This is a genomic window from Desulfobulbaceae bacterium, assembly GCA_013792005.1.
GTDB lineage: Bacteria > Desulfobacterota > Desulfobulbia > Desulfobulbales > VMSU01 > VMSU01.
Map to the genome: position 1 here is coordinate 1 of VMSU01000197.1, position 15225 is coordinate 15225.

The following is a 15225-nucleotide window of genomic DNA, read 5'->3' on the forward strand; positions in this document are numbered from 1 at the left end:
CTTCCGATCTGCTGCTGCCAGATAGGGGACTTGAAGTACCAGATGCAGGCCGAAAGTCTCCTTGAAAAGGTCCTCAATCGCGGCATGGACGGTGGCGCTGGTGGAAAAAAAGAGGATCGTGTTGTTGGCCAGATTCCAACACAGGTCATAGACTGCCGGGATTGGCGACGCTTTTTTGGTCAGCATCAGTTTGATGTTCTCTTTGATCTCGAGCCGATTTCCTCGGGAGAGTTTGGGGACCTGCTTCTCCTTTCTGACCCGCTCCTCTTCCTTCATGCAGAATTTTTTCAGCACCGCCGAAGGTACCTTACGTTCATCGATTCGCATTGATAGCACGATATAGTCGCCGATGGCATGAGAGGCATAGGAGAATTCGGAGTCGAACATATTCATTACCGATACCCAGCCGATGGAATATTCTTCGAAATTATCATCGATATCTTTGAAGGCGTTGCTCGCGATCCGCTCAGCGGCGAACTCCCAAAAATTTTCCGGCATCTCACCTTCAACGGCGAAACGAACAAAAGTACCTGAGTTTGACAAGAGTCCCATACGATTTCCACGGCTACAGGTTGGGGTGAGGGAAGGGTTTAGAGTTGGATGGAATTATGCCCTCAAGATATAGCAAACCTTGAGGGCGCCGACAAGAGTTATTGTGGTAAGAGGGGTTCGGTGCCTGAATCGAGAGATAAAAAAATTATATTTTCAAAATAACATACTTGACATGGGGGGATGCATACTGTATTTATGTGCAGCTTGTGAGGCGGGGTCGTTAACTCAGTCGGTAGAGTATCTGCCTTTTAAGCAGAGAGTCGCGCGTTCAAGTCGCGCACGACCCACCAAACTTATCAGTCCCCATCGTCTAGCCAGGTCCAGGACACCGGCCTTTCACGCCGGCGACACGAGTTCGAATCTCGTTGGGGACGCCAAGTAACAACAGTAAGGCTTTCAGGGTTTTCCTTGAAGGCCTTTTTTGTTGTCTAAAAATCTGTCCCCCACACTATCCCCCACACATTGCCTTCTTTCGTCTTTTTTGGGCTCTTCGGATTTCTGTTTGGTCATGCCGCTCACTCCCCCCAAAAGTCTTTGGAATATCGTGTGGGAAAATTTCGGGCTAACCTCATGCCAAATTCTCCAGTGGCAGCCAGAAAAACTTAACGTAACGATATTGTCACTATGTTGAATCAGGCGATTCCTATGATGCTGGCAAGACATCCCTCATGGTAGTCTTTTGGCGTAAGCCTGTGATGTCACGTAACGGCGGTGCGCCGAAAAAATCGGCTGTACTCGTGGCTGAGTTGGGAAGAGTCGGTTTTGGAAAGTTGTTTTCCAGAACCGACTAATTTATGTAGATTGGAGTTGAAATACGCTTATCAAAGTATTAGAGTGAAAATAGTTCTTTACCAGTGGTAACAGAACCTATAAAGGCCCCCCGCTGAGCCAGCCTGGCAAATCAGCGGGTTTTTTTTGCCCATTTCGGGCTTTTCCGAATCATACTTATAGTCCTGCCACTGTCAGCAACATAGGCAGTTATAAATCGGCCGCTACCGTTGGACTTAATTGCAATAACAACCACATAATCCCCTTTTACCACGGTCACCCTTCTATTATTATCATATCGTTTCTTACTGCTATCCCAGCCCACATACCGGTCGCTATCTGGGTCTTGTAGCGTAGCCCTTATCCACTCAATACGTTCAGCGCGTGGTATCGAAAAAGTATCATCTTTAGCATAAACCGATTCGAAAAAAGCATGGAGAAAATCTCTCTTATTAAATCGGACAGCTATCCCATCAAAGGTATTTATCGGCCCTCTACAATACATTCTCTCAAAATGCACCTGGTATTCGGCTTCTGTTAGACAAGTAACCAACGGAGGGTAAGGCATCGGTTACCAAACGCCTCCAAAATTTATCCGAAAGAAATTAAATTTCTTTTCACATAAACCCGTTGGCAAAATGGACTTGCAAAGCCCAGACTCACAATGCTTAACAAGCTCAGTTTTAGACGACCCGGCTACCAATTTCTTGTTAAATTTTGCTGAGACGATTCCGACCAACAAGTCGGCCAACTGAATAAGAACAGACTCTTCAGAACGGATTGCCTGTACTGTTGAGATGGTCGCCGACAAATTCGCATAATCCAAACAGCGTTTTAAAACCTGCAGACGGTCCCGCCGGCGATTGCTTTTATAATCACAGAAAATTTGATATTCGTTGAGATCATGAATCCAATGTTTAATCACTTGGTAGTAAAATTTATAGAAACCAAGCTCCTGGTCATTTTCATGATATTTAAGTAAATCCACCTGCCCACTGTCTATGGCGATGCAACGAAACCGTAGATCATCACCCTGCTCGACAAACCAATCAATCAGGCTTTTGTAAAAATCGAGTTTGGACGGTGACACTTTATTCCATTTAAACTCTGGACCAATTTTATGCTGATTCCGAAGAACATGGATTGCCTGTTTATAACGTTCCCGGTCTTCGCTTTTCAGCCATAGGCTGCCAATGAAGAGATACTTCGCCTGTTTATCTTTAGAGGAAAAAAGATCGGGATAGGCTTCATCACAGTAAACTTCAATCTTCATACCGGGTCATTTCTCCCTCAGAGTCATTCTTCAAAACCAGATCTCTGCTTCCGTCGGCTATTGCCAGATCAGGCTTGAAAGGTCAAACAAGAGCTTCTGTCTATACTCTAATTCGTCAGGGCCAAAGTTTGGCACATGGTGAAAATCAAGGTCGTTCTGTTCCTTAAACGCCTTGAAATCGAGCTTGGTCTTGTAACTGTCTTCACGCAGGGTTTCGTTCCAATAAAGCGTGTTGGCGTAGGTTTTCAGCTTCTGCGCGTAGGCCTCATTGCTGCTAGAAATGTTGTCTTTCCCCTTCAATAACAGAATCCCTCCCAGTCGGTTACGCTCTTGTTCGAACTTTTCTTTGTCGTTGTTGAAAAGGGCAAAGTTGTTGTCGTTACGCGACAGGATGTGTTCAACGTGAAATCCATTCACATCCCCTCTCTTCGTTACGAGATCAGCCATGGAGTGCTTCATTCCAACTTTCATGCCATCGGCCAGGTACGAATCCACCCGAGCAAAGAAATAGCGGATGAATCGGATGTTAAGGTGTTCGATAGAAGCATTCTTAAAATAGGAATAATTGAAAGGCTGATCAACCGGAACGGCGCGGCGGTCACTGAGTGTCTTGAGCAAAAATCTCTCGAAAACCGGCCTGATATCACCGGCGCTTTTTTCTCGTATTTCATTCGAAATCTGGAAGAGTTTTACGGCAAAATCGTTACTATCATAGCTGTTCTGTAATTGGAGCAACGTGAAGAGGCGATCCAGTTCGCGAGAAACCGACAGGATTTTTTCATCCTCTTCCACGTCATCAAGTTTACAGGCCGAAAGGATGAGCAGAAATTGCCCGTCCATTTCATTGAGTCGGTTGAAAAACACCCATGGCGAATCAGCATCCAGCTTTGTCGCCAGAGTCCAGACCTTGCTGTAAAGATTCGAATAGTAACGAAAGGTGTTTTTCAAGAATGCCTTGACGGATGTTGGGTCGTGCTCCAGGTTGAGCTGGGTAAGCATATCCTGCTTGAACATTTCCCGGTGGTAATCACCATCGAAACGCTGCCCGTCTTTACGGGTCGAACTGAATTTGGCCTTGAGAAAATATCGAAAGAAGTTGTCGATTTCGTCATCGCTGAATTGGTTTACCTGGGTAACCTGGGCTTCCCACTTGCCGTTGTAGTCGTCCTTGTCCATCTCAATCTTGTCGATCTGACCAAGAAGTTTCCCTTTGAGTATTTCATAGGGCTTCAGGCGTACACCACGGTCATTGATTACCTCGAAAACCATCGGCACGTCAGTTTGTTCCACCGAGAGATTGATCAAAACCAGCCGCAGCAGGAAATAGAAGGTAAACGTCTCGAATTTGTGTTTGGTATTGAGGCTTGTTTCAAGATGGTCACTGATCACCTGATAGTTGCTGACCAGGTTAACGGCAGTGATCCCACTGGAAGTATCTATGCCCTTCAGGTCGTTGTCATCCTCGTAGAGGGCTTCCAGCACCTTGATATGCCGGACATGATTCATCCAAAAATCCAATTCAAACCCGCTGTGCCCAGCAATTTTCTGCCCCAGCCAGGGCACGGCCTTGGACTCGTATTTTTCTGCAAGATGCTTCATCTTGATCAGGAAAAGCGTCAGGGTAGTGAGCCGCTGCTGACCATCGACCACGTACACCCGCCCGTCAATGGTGTTGGTGACATAGGTGTTCAGATAGTACCAGGGGTAATGCGCCGCAACCGCTTCCTTGCTGGCGTCCAGATCCGGATGTTCTCTATATACTCTTCCTCAAATTTGTAAAAAATATCGCTTAACAACCGTTTTACCGGCTCGTGATTCCACTTATAGTCACGCTGATAAAAATCGATCCGGTATACGGTATTGGAAAAGACCTGATCGATATTCTGCTTATCCGGTGAAATATCCATTCGTTTCTCCTAAGAAATATTCGACAACTACGGCCTGTTCGATGATGGCGTCGGCAAAGGCTTCGCCAGCAGATTCTGGAACGGCAGATGTGGCCTGGGCGATCGCCGTGATCGTCCCTGGCTTCCATCCATTGGCGCGGATAAGCCAGATTGCCATCAGTTAGCCTCGTTCATAGAAACAAGTTCAATCATGAATGTGTTAAGCCGGTCATCACCGCCTTCACAACGAAGGTAGAGCATTTGAAACACTGGAGCCCTGAGGAACTCGCGTGCGTTCAGCCCTAGGAGCGCCATATCCTCAGAGTAAGTGAGTATTGCTGACCGCACGGTTCCCGCGTCAGGTGCCGCGACAGCTATACATTTTTTGAACCAGGCAGAGAACTCCTTTAGCCAACGAGAGAAGGACCGATCGAGCACATCTCGTTGGAAACGTTCGCGGATGTGAAATACATCGTCCCAAGTTGAACACTCCGGAGAGTTAGGATCAAACTCAATTACCCATGATGGGGTTTTCCCATCTGCTCCTGCGAAGGGAATCGAATTATCTAAACGAATTGCGATATTCCTATCAACATAAGGATCAAAAACCTGCCGCCGGTTGCCGCCAGGATCACGGAGAATATCCTGAGCCAGCTTGTATCTTTCATTGCATCTCGCTCCCATTGGCACCAAGTTACGAAGATTTGCCGCCGCAAATGGATAGCGACTTTTCAGCAAGTAATGGTCCAAATCTTCCCGAGGGGCTCCGGGAGCGTCAAAATATTCGCAGCCACAGAAAGGACAGACGTGATATTGAGTTCCATTGTATATCAACTCGTAGTGTCGATCACGGATACCGAGGCCGGTCAATAGAGTGAACGAGAAATCGAACAGGTTCTCTATTGGAGCCCGGCACGATACAGGCATCTGGGTTAAGTCTTCACAGTCTTCCACACAACAACACAGTTCGCTTATCCGGTTTTGCTGGACAATACCTGTTGCGATTTGCTGTCTTTGGCCGGCTGTCAATGCTGTTGCTGCGATACGATAAGCCTCCAACCGATCTCGCAAACCGGTGCGAGCTCTCAACGCATCTCGATAGGCCGCTGGGATAATATCTGGCCAAGCCCGGGCAGGTCCACCGGCATCAAGATCCGCGTGAATTGTAGTCACCATCTCCACAAGGCACTCGTGCAGCCAATTTTCGGCCGTCGCGGCAATCGGATATCCAAAAAACATACTACGCTTCGTCCTTTTTCATCACCTGACGTAAGCGATCCGCCAGAAACACCTTCTCAACCGATTGTCCCAGTCGCTGTATGCCCATTTTAATTGTGCCTGGATCGTCGCTCTCCATAAGTTCGGCGATCTCTTCTCTGGGGATTTGCGAAATCGGTGGGCGTACGTCGAAACATTCTTCGAGAATGGAGTCAAAGGTGGTTCCGTAGGTCTCAATATCCGGCCGTTTCACCTTGACCTTCCCGTCATCCAAATCTTTGCGGAAGATGAATACACGATCTCGCGGAGTATCCGAGGCGATGAACGGGGCATGCGTGGTCAACAGGCAATCCTGTTGCGAGACATCGCTCTCTTTTTCGCGACGCTTGCCATCAATCGTTGGCAGGTCCAACAGCCGGGACGTGAATTTGACACGCCATTGGGGATTGAAGTGTGACTCAGGCTCATCGAGCAAGAACAGGACGCCAGGAAACGACACCATACACAGTGTGCCAAGCAGTTGTACCAGTTGGTGTTCGCCATCGGATAGGGACACATAGTCGACAATCTCTTTGCTGTCGCTGGCGTTGAAGGCCACTCGCTCGAACCGGAAGACCTTGTCCTCGTCTTGCGGCTCTGGCAGTCGGGAGGCAAAACGACGCAACTGGGTCTCCTTTTTGAAACGATTCCTGGTAGTCCTCGGGATGGCCAAATCATTCAGCATCGCCAGCTTATGAAACGCCACATACAAGTCAAGAGCACTTGACCAAAAATGGCGGAAGGCTAAGGTCGTCTGCTCATCCACCAGAAAGTCGAATATGTAGGTGTCAGTCCTTTCTTCATGGTGGTAGCAGGTTGAACAACGCCGAAGCTGGTCGAGATACTTTTCCAGCTCGGCAGTCAGCTGAATGCCTTTGCGTGCTGTCACGGATTGGCGCCGCCTCGGCACTTTTGATATTACGCGATGTGCAAGCTGGACGATGCAGCGGAATGAATGGATATTATCTTGCCGGGCTTCCTGTAACAGTGCTGCACGGGCATCGTCCGTGCCCAGCAGCAGGTTGGCGACCAGCACTTCCAGGTGAGTGCCGTAGTCGATCAACATCAACCGCGTATCGGGCACGGCTTCCAAGTCGGCGTGCTCTTCCAAGGCACGGCGTCCGACTTCATCGGCATAGCCACTTCGGCTGAGCAGGAAAGGAAGACTCAATGTTTCATTGTCACCCGAGGTGTAGCCAACAATTTTTAACGGCAGCAAGGTAAGTGTGGCTGGTGCCTGGAGGTCACACTCGATCCACTCACCATTTAGTTTCTTGCTGATAACAACTCCGTGTTTCCGCTTACCCTGCGCCAGACGGGTGGCCCGCACATGGACAGCTTGATTGCCGTCTTTCGGTCTGATCAGATACTCGATTTCGAACTGGAGGTGCGAATTGCCTTCCTGCCGTTCTTCTTTGTCGACGGTCGCATGAAAGATGGATTGAAAGATCTCGGCCACTACTTGCAGGAATTGGGATTTGCCGGCACCATTCGGCCCGACCAGGCAAAGCGGTTCGAAACTCGTGGGTTCGACCGTTGGGCTCCGAAACCAAATATCCATGCCATCAAGCAGCCCCCCGCAGGTCTTGGCCGCAATGATATGCACCCGGAGTAGCTTCATGTCCGCACTCGCTGGAATCGCATTTCACTGGTCGGCACATCAAAGACTTGCTTGATGCCTGACTTCGGGTCAGTCAACAATTTGAAGACGAGGTCTTTTAACGTCTCATAATCGGCAGACACCTGGCTCCGCAGTTCATCAAAGGTGAAACTGGGTGCCGGAAGACTTTCAATGATTGCTCTGAGTGTCTCTGTTGAGAGTGTCGTCACTTTGGGTCTCCTCACAGTTTTTCGTTGTTTCGGTTTAGACGCCTGCTCCGCGCGAAATGCTTGGATACGTTCGAGCAGCAGGCTAGCCGGTTCGTCGTTAGGATCCTGCGGCACCAGTTCGCCGCGAAAGGCCTTGGCAAGGAGGGACGGGGTGAGCTGTTCGACTTGGGCGCGGGCGGTGGCGTAGCGGGCTTCCAGGCGGTCTGCGTAGGCGAAGAGGGCTTCGACGCGGCGGACGATCTCTTGCTGTTCCTCTAGGGTTGGCAAAGGAACTGGTATTTCCTTAATTCTCATTAGCGCCAACTTTCCCTGAGCGCCTGATTTCACTAGAAAATCTATGTGATTCTGCGCGACAGGAGATCGTAACCAAAAGGCAAGATAGTCATTTGCTACGTTCTTAAAATTGCATATTTTTGCGGCATTTTCCGTGAGATTTGCATTGTCGTATTCGAGAGGAATAACTCCAACATCCCCGATACAAGCCCCCACAATCGTTATATACACATCGCCATCATTGACGATGTAACGCTTAATCAATTTTTGAATATTTGGTGGCAAATACTCTTGGATATCCTTTTGGACAGTCCCTTTTTTCAATTGCCCAGCTTTGATGTAAGGGAACCCTGTGTTTTCCATCACGAGTTTTTCTCCTTTGGGCAAACGTTTCCCCCCCTTCACCTCTGCAATTGAGTCAATCAGAGTCCATGTCCAACACTCAGGAATATCAAATAGCCCAGCTCCTCTGCTGGTACCTATCGATTGAGGTTTTTTTACCTCCCGCCACTCCTCCGTCAGCCTGCCGGAAGTGGCGGCGCTGAGGACGGCTTGGCGGAAGCGTTTGAGGATGGCAGGCACACGGTCGAGGCGTTCGTGGCAGGCGTCCACCCTCGCCAGGACCGCATCGAGCTTGTCGGCGATGCGCTGCTGTTCGTTGAGGGGAGGGAGGGGGACAACAAGGCTTTCAATGTCTCCCTTTCGAAGTGATGGAACTGTCGTAGCGCGAGACAGCTCAGTAAAATCCTGTGTTCGCAAAAACATATACAGGTACCGGTCCGACTCTTTGGTGAACGCTTTGACTGCCATGACGTTGTTGTCGATCAAGCATTCATCAGTGACAATGGCACGACGATTCAACTTGATAGCCTCTCCGATCTTGGCAAACACTGTGGCTCCTGAAGGAATCGGCTTTCCTTTCAATTCCGCTGCGACCCGAAGAGATACAAAGTGTTGCGGAATATGAAGTTGCCCTGCGTGCTTCAATACGGCCCGAGATATGTCCCCAACTTTGTAAAACCCAAGAGCGCCAGACGTTTCACCTTGGTAGTGTAGAGGAAAACCAACACCACTTACAGTTGTCGCAATGTCACAGAGATGCACTTCACACCAGTTCAGAGGCAATTCGCTCATCCCTCCCCCTCCCCAATCACATCACCCTCACGATCTAACGCCATAAGCATCCTCCTGGCCGCCAGCCGCTCCCGCGCCTCGATCAAGGCCTGATGCAGGCGGCGCTCCAACTCCTCCTTGGGTGGCAACTCGGTCCAATACTCGGCCACGGTGATACCGTCCTGCTGCATCTGCAGGAGTTCCACCTGCTCGCGGCTGGCCTCGGCACAGAGGATAAGACCGATGGGGGCCTCTTCGCCGGGCTGGCGCTCATAGCGATCCAACCACTTGAGGTAGAGCTCCATCTGGCCCTTGTGGGCGGCCTTGAAGCGGCCGAGTTTGAGTTCCACCGCTACCAGACGGCGCAGGCGGCGGTGGAAGAAGAGGAGATCGAGGTAGAAGTCGTCGCCGTCGATGACCATGCGCTTCTGCCGTTCGACAAAGGCAAAGCCCCGCCCCAACTCCAGGATGAAGGCCTCCAACTGACGCAGAATGGCGGACTCCAGATCAGCCTCATCGTAGCCCTGGTTGAGACCCAGAAAATCGAGAAAGTAGGGGTCCTTGAAGACCAGGCCGGGGCTGAGTCGGCCGCTGGTTTCGGTGTGCGCCAGGGCCTGGTTGATGCCAGCGCCCTGGCTGCTGGCCACGGCGGTGCGTTCGAAGGTCTTCTGTTCGATGCGGCGGCGCAGTTCACGCACACTCCAGCCCTCGGTGGCGCTGACCCTTGCATAAAACGTCCGCGTCTCGGGATCTTTGAGCGGCAGGAGTTGCAAGAAATGGGTCCAGCTCAATTGTCGCATCAGCGATGCGACAATTTCGGGGTCAGGAAAGAGCTCGGCAAATTTGACCATGCGGTGCAGGTTCTTGGCCTCGAAGCCTCGGCCAAACTCGGCAACCAGCCGGGAGCCCAAGTGGTCAATGACCTTGCTGCCGTAGGCGGCCCGTTCGCCACCCAGCACCTCACGGCGGAGACGGTCGCCCACATGCCAGTACAGGCGGGTGAGTTCGGCATTGACCGCACCTGCCAACCGCTCACGGCTGGCGGCAATCAGGGTGCGCAGTTCGCTGTGGAGGGCGTCGGCACCAGGGATGGTAACGAGATCAAGCGGGGTGGTGGTCATGGGACAATCTCCTCCTCCACGACCTCGCCCAACTCTTCGAGAATCCCCCGCAGTTCTTCCAGGGCGCCATCGAGCTCTTCCATGGCCTCGCGGGCTAGCACGGCGGGCTCGGGCAATTCGTCGCCTGAGGTGTCGCTATCGTCCTTGAGCCAGGCAATGTCCAGGCTGTCGCCTCGGGCGGCGATCTCCTCACGGCTAAAACGCCGGAAGCGCCCGGTGTCACCGGTCTCCTGGCGCTTTGCTAAACTTGCAGGTGAACCCAGCGGATCGTTACCAAAGGCCTCTTCAAACTCGGCAAAATGGGCGCGGGTAAGCACGGTGCGTTTGCCGAACTGCGGCATATTGGCCCGCAGGTCGTAAACCCAGACCTCCTTGGTGTTCGCCTTGTCGGTCTCTCCCCGGGTGAAGAAGAGGACGTTGGTCTTTACCCCCTGGGCATAAAAGATGCCGGTGGGCAGGCGCAGGATGGTGTGCAGGTTGCACTTGTCCATGAGATCGGCGCGGATCTGACGGCCAATATTGCCCTCGAACAACACGTTGTCCGGCAGGACCACAGCGGCACGCCCCCCTGACCTTAGCCCCCGGAAGATGTGCTGCAAGAAACAGAACTGTTTGTTGCTGGTGGGGAAGGTAAAGTCGGTGCGACTGGGGAGCCCGCCACCTTTCTTGGTGCCAAAGGGTGGATTGGTGAGGATGAGGGTAGCACGGGGCAGGGCCTCGCCCTCGGGTGACAGGGTGTCACCATAGCGGATACCGGCGGCTTTCGGGTCGGAGTCCAAGCCGTGCAGCATCAAGTTCATCAAGGCCAGGCGGTGGGTATCTTGGACATGCTCCATGCCAAAAAAGGTCTTGGTATAAAAACGCTTCTGCTCGATCTCGCTGAGACTGGCGATTTCGTGGTGCTCGCGAAGGTAGCGATTGGCAGAGATGAGGAAGCCGCCAGTGCCAGCGGCCGGGTCCTGGATGATGTCGGTCAGCTCTGGCTGCATCACCGTCACCATGCAGTCGATCAAGGGGCGCGGGGTGAAGTACTGACCAGCACCGGACTTCTTTTCGCTGGCGTTCTTCTCCAGCAGACCTTCGTAGAGGTCACCCAAACCCTCCTGCCGCGCACTGTACCAGTCGAGCTTGTCGATCTCGGCGACAAGCGTTGAGAGGGTGGCTGGTTTCTTGATAAAGGAGCTGGCGTTGGCAAAGATCTCCTGCACCAGGGTGGAGCCATTGGTGCCCAGGTGAATGAGCGTGATCTTATAATGTTCCAACCGGTTGGGGGCGGCCTTGGTTTCGAGGTCGTCCCAACGGTAGCCGGCGGGGATTTGCTCCTCGGTGCCGGTCTCCTTGGTCATCTTGAGGAAGAGGAGATAGGTCAGCTCGGTGACGTACTGGTGGTAAGTGACCCCATCGTCTTTCAAGACGTTGCAGAGGTTCCAAAGTTTAGCGACAATGTCGTGGGTGATGGTGCTCATACGGTGTTTTTTCCTTGTCAGGCAGCCGTCTGCCAGAGTGAATCGTTGAAGGTGTCGAGCACCTGGGTCAGTTCGCCATCGAAGATGCGGTCAAGCCTTGCAAAACCGCCGCCTTCGCGCTTAAAGACCAAGTCGGGATCATCAAGGGCTGCCCGGTCAACAATGAGATTGACCTTAGTCTGCGCCCCGATCCGCTGCAACCATTGGCGCTGCGGTGTGGTCCAGGGACGTGAGCCGAGTATCTTATGCAGGGCGTTGTCCACCCGTTGCTCGTAGGAAACCAGGGCGTCGCCGATGGCAGCCTGGCGGATGTAGCCGACAATGCGGGCGGCAATGTCCTGGTTGGTCGTCTCACGCCAGGCAGTGGCGATGTTGGCCTCGCTGAAACCAGCCCGGTCCAGTTCCAAGGCCAACTCGCGCAACTGTTTGCGAGTCAATTCGCGCGGCCGGGTAAGGACGGTGACCAGGGCCGGGATGTCGTTCATGTGGCTATTGATGAACTTGGTAAAGGCCTTGAGATAATCCTCGGGCCGCTCCGCCTGGCCATAGCCGCGTTCGGTGCCGAGCAGTTGGTCCGGGTGGTTCGAAACAAGCATGGGTTGGCCGAGCCCCTCGCCCTTGCGATCGAGGATCTCGCTAAGCCCTGGGTTCTCCGTGAACCAGGCAGCGACCTCGGCAAGTGGCATAGCGCGCAACTTCTTGACAAAGGCGTCCAACGGCATGCCAGCGCAGGTCTCGAAGTCACGGGCAGCGGTTTCGTCGAGATGGCGTTTCTTGCGCTGGAGTTTGGCCACGAGTTGGTCACGTACCAGGGCGCGTTCCTCGTCGCCGCTGACACCGATGAGCTCGGCGGCCAGTTGGCCGAAGGTGAACGAGGGATTGACCACTACCGGACGCATGGCGGTGATGTCCTGCAGATCTTCATAAATCCGTACGGCGTCAAAGATACGGAATGCCTCCTTGCCTATCTCGTCACAAAGGCGGGTGGCACGACCCAACATCTGATCAAAGAGGATGCGGCTGTTCACCCGGCGTAGAAAGACGATATTGCAGATTTCGGGCACATCCACGCCAGTGGTAAGGAGGTCAACGGTAACGGCGACGTTGGGGTGGCGCTCGTTCTTGTAGCGGCGGATCAGTTGCAGCGGTTTGTCGGCAGTACCGGTGATCTTGATGACCGCGTCATCCTCGACACTTCCATAGTGATCGCGGAAGGCCTGTTTCAAGAGATCGACGACCAGGTCGGCATGGGCGTCGGTGGCGCAAAAGATCAAGGTCTTCTGGCGTGAGGCAGGGTCGAGTTCTCGGGCCAGGTATTCGCAGACCACGCGGTTGAACGGTTCGGTAATGACCTTGCGGTTAAAGCCCTCGACATCGACCTTGATCTCGTCCGGGGTGGTGTAGAGATCGACCTGATTGCGGCGTGAGTCGTAGATCTGCACCTCCTCGCCAATCTCCCACTTGATGCCATTTGATGACAGCTTGGTCTTGATCTGCACCGGCGGTTCGTGGTCAACGAGGTAACCGTCGATCACCGCTTCTCGGTAGCTGTAGTTGTAGATCGGCACGCCGAAAATCTGGGTGGTGTGCAGGGCCGGGGTGGCAGTGAGGCCGACCTTCATGGCATCGAAGTAGTCCAGCACCCGCCGGTACTTGGAGATGTAGTCCTCGAAGCTGCGGAAGGAGAGCTCCGTGTCGGAGAGCTCGCGGTCGAGCAGGTAGCCCCGGTGGCACTCGTCAACGACGATGCAATCATAGCGGTCAACAGTTGGCGGGGTGACCCCCTCACTGGCGTAGAGTACGCGCTTCACCATGCCCTGCACCGTGGCGATATGCACGGAGGTGTCGGTGTCTGGAGTCTGTTCGTCCAGCTCCTTGATGCCAAAGACGTCGGCAAAAGTTTGCAGGCTCTCCATGCGCGTGTCTTTGAAGGCGTTGGCGGCCTGTTCGCCAAGGGCTGAGCGATCGACCAGAAAGAGGACGCGGCGGAAACGCTGGGTCTTGAGCAGCCGGTAGATCAGGGCAATGCAGGTCTTGGTCTTGCCGGTGCCAGTGGCCATGGCAAGCAACATCTCGCGCTGGCCTTGGGCGATAGCGGCTTCTGCCGCTTGGATGGCGTCCTGTTGGTAATAGCGCAGCGGGAAACCATAATTAAAGGGCTCTGTCTTGAGCTGTGCATCGGCCTGCCTCTCGTCACGCTTGAGGAGCGCAGTCAGCCCCTCGGGCGTGTACCAGCCATCCAGGACATGGCCAAGGTTGTCCCGCCGGCGTAGATCACAGAACCAGACCCCGCTTTTGGTGGAGAGCTGACGAAGAAAGGGACGACCGTTAGAGGAAAAGACAAATGGCAGTCGGTATTCGTTTTCGGATCCCCAGTTCTCGGCGTGCAATAAAGTTTCTTCGCTGGACGTGAAGCCTCGGCTGTAGCGCTTGGCCTGTTGTAGGGCGCTGGAGACATCCGTGTTCTTACGTTTGGCCTCAACAGTGGCCATGGGCGTAAGCCCGACGAACAATACATAGTCGGCTGGCCCGCTGGCAGTTGGCCACTCGGCTATGGCGAGATTCTTGCCTTTTTCGGGACGAGTGCCGGCAGAATATCTGAGCGTTGGTGTATCGACCGTCCAACCCGCCTGCCGCAGTTGCTCGTCGATCAGCTTGCGGGTGTCAGCCTCGTCAAGATGTAGCGCGGCGGCAGCGGTATTGGCCGCAGTAAGGAAGGCGGCAACTGTTGATTTAGGCTGGGTTGCGGCTTGCGCCTGTAATGCCGATAATTGCTCCGCCAATGCAGCCTTGGCACGTTCCTCTTCCTCAGCAAGTTGCGCCCAGAAGCTCTGTTCGTCTTTAGCTTCACGGAGCTTGGCCTCAGTGGATTCGAGCTGCTGGGCGGTCTCGTGATGAGCGGCTCGATAGTCCGCGAGCTCCTTATTGAGACGCGCCAATTCATCGCGCAGATCATCGGATTCGTCCCTTGGGGCCTTGGGTGGGATAAAGGCTCCAGCCTTGAATGCGGGGTCCTTGAAAGTACGATGAAACCAGACGCCCAGTTGCCACGTGATCTTCAAAGCTGAAAGCGCTGTGCGATGGTCGCCAGCCAAGGCATGGTTCGCCGCGTTACCGGCGCGCCTTACTTCGCCAAAAAGTTGTGCAATCTCACGCGAAATGATCCCCTGGTCCTGCAACCGCCGGAGCAGTTCATATTGGGGTTCATCTGAGGAAGTGTAAACGCCGATCTGGGTCGCGACATGCTGCGCCAATAGCTCCGTCAACTGACGCAGCTTGAGGAGCGACGTGTTCGGGTCCTCAGCAAAATAGCGCTCCGCAAGCAGGCCAAGACGCAAGAGTTGCTCATTATGCTCTTTGAGTTGGGCGAAATTGCTGCTGAGTGCCGTCACTTATGATGCCTCTTCATTCTAACGTTGAGATGAAATCGGCTATTGCTATGTCTAAGCGTAGGCATCAATAATCTCAAAAATATCTTCCAAATACTGCATTTGTTTGCCATCAGTCTGCTCGCGTAGCTCCAGGGACACTGTTTTATAAAATTCGTCTTTGGTCGTCGGCTTGAGGATTATCAACCGTTCCAGAAGTTCATCGCGCAGTATACACCTTGCCTGGTCGGAAAAATTGGGAGTAATATTCGACTGTCGGTACTCAATAAGTTCTTCCCTCAACCCCTTGGAGCCGGC

Annotated in this window: 9 protein-coding genes, 2 tRNA genes and 1 pseudogene; 2 read left to right on the forward strand and 10 right to left on the reverse strand. The window is 53.0% G+C overall.

The window, feature by feature from the left end:
- Window positions 1-552 (reverse strand): recombination-associated protein RdgC (locus tag FP815_12765; protein MBA3015800.1); only part of this gene is annotated, 552 nt, incomplete at its 3' end.
- A gap of 214 nt (window positions 553-766) precedes the next feature.
- On the opposite strand from FP815_12765, the gene FP815_12770 reads away from it, so the two are divergent.
- Together FP815_12770 and FP815_12775 are read left to right on the forward strand one after the other, a co-directional pair.
- A tRNA-Lys gene (locus FP815_12770) sits at window positions 767-842 on the forward strand.
- A 9-nt stretch (window positions 843-851) separates the two neighbouring features.
- Window positions 852-929: transfer RNA gene (locus tag FP815_12775), tRNA-Glu, on the forward strand.
- A gap of 524 nt (window positions 930-1453) precedes the next feature.
- Here FP815_12775 and FP815_12780 read toward each other — a convergent pair.
- The 9 genes and pseudogenes from FP815_12780 to hsdR form a co-directional block, all read right to left on the reverse strand.
- Window positions 1454-1888 carry a hypothetical protein gene (locus tag FP815_12780; GenBank protein ID MBA3015801.1) on the reverse strand — a complete coding sequence of 145 codons (435 nt, stop codon included), beginning with the start codon at window positions 1886-1888 and terminating at the stop codon, window positions 1454-1456.
- Window positions 1889-1891: 3 nt separating this feature from the next.
- Window positions 1892-2593: a DUF3800 domain-containing protein gene (locus FP815_12785; protein ID MBA3015802.1), complete on the reverse strand. Its 702-nt coding sequence runs from the start codon at window positions 2591-2593 to the stop codon at window positions 1892-1894.
- Window positions 2594-2650: 57 nt separating this feature from the next.
- Window positions 2651-4500 (reverse strand): annotated as a pseudogene (locus FP815_12790) (DUF262 domain-containing protein).
- 156 nt (window positions 4501-4656) lie between these two features.
- Window positions 4657-5718 carry a hypothetical protein gene (locus tag FP815_12795; protein ID MBA3015803.1) on the reverse strand — a complete coding sequence of 354 codons (1062 nt, stop codon included), beginning with the start codon at window positions 5716-5718 and terminating at the stop codon, window positions 4657-4659.
- A 1-nt stretch (window position 5719) separates the two neighbouring features.
- Window positions 5720-7357: a restriction system-associated AAA family ATPase gene (locus FP815_12800; GenBank protein MBA3015804.1), complete on the reverse strand. Its 1638-nt coding sequence runs from the start codon at window positions 7355-7357 to the stop codon at window positions 5720-5722.
- Window positions 7354-8973, reverse strand: coding sequence for a restriction endonuclease subunit S (locus FP815_12805; GenBank protein ID MBA3015805.1), 1620 nt, complete (start codon window positions 8971-8973; stop codon window positions 7354-7356). The genes FP815_12800 and FP815_12805 overlap by 4 nt, the downstream gene beginning before the upstream one ends.
- On the reverse strand, window positions 8970-10073 hold the full coding sequence (locus FP815_12810) for a DUF1016 domain-containing protein (GenBank protein MBA3015806.1): 1104 nt from the start codon (window positions 10071-10073) through the stop codon (window positions 8970-8972). The genes FP815_12805 and FP815_12810 overlap by 4 nt, the downstream gene beginning before the upstream one ends.
- Window positions 10070-11539, reverse strand: coding sequence for an N-6 DNA methylase (locus tag FP815_12815; GenBank protein MBA3015807.1), 1470 nt, complete (start codon window positions 11537-11539; stop codon window positions 10070-10072). The genes FP815_12810 and FP815_12815 overlap by 4 nt, the downstream gene beginning before the upstream one ends.
- A 17-nt stretch (window positions 11540-11556) precedes the next feature.
- The gene (gene hsdR / locus FP815_12820) at window positions 11557-14931 is read right to left on the reverse strand and encodes a type I restriction-modification system endonuclease (protein ID MBA3015808.1); all 3375 of its coding nucleotides are present in this window, start codon (window positions 14929-14931) and stop codon (window positions 11557-11559) included.
- Between the last annotated feature and the right edge of the window lie 294 nt (window positions 14932-15225).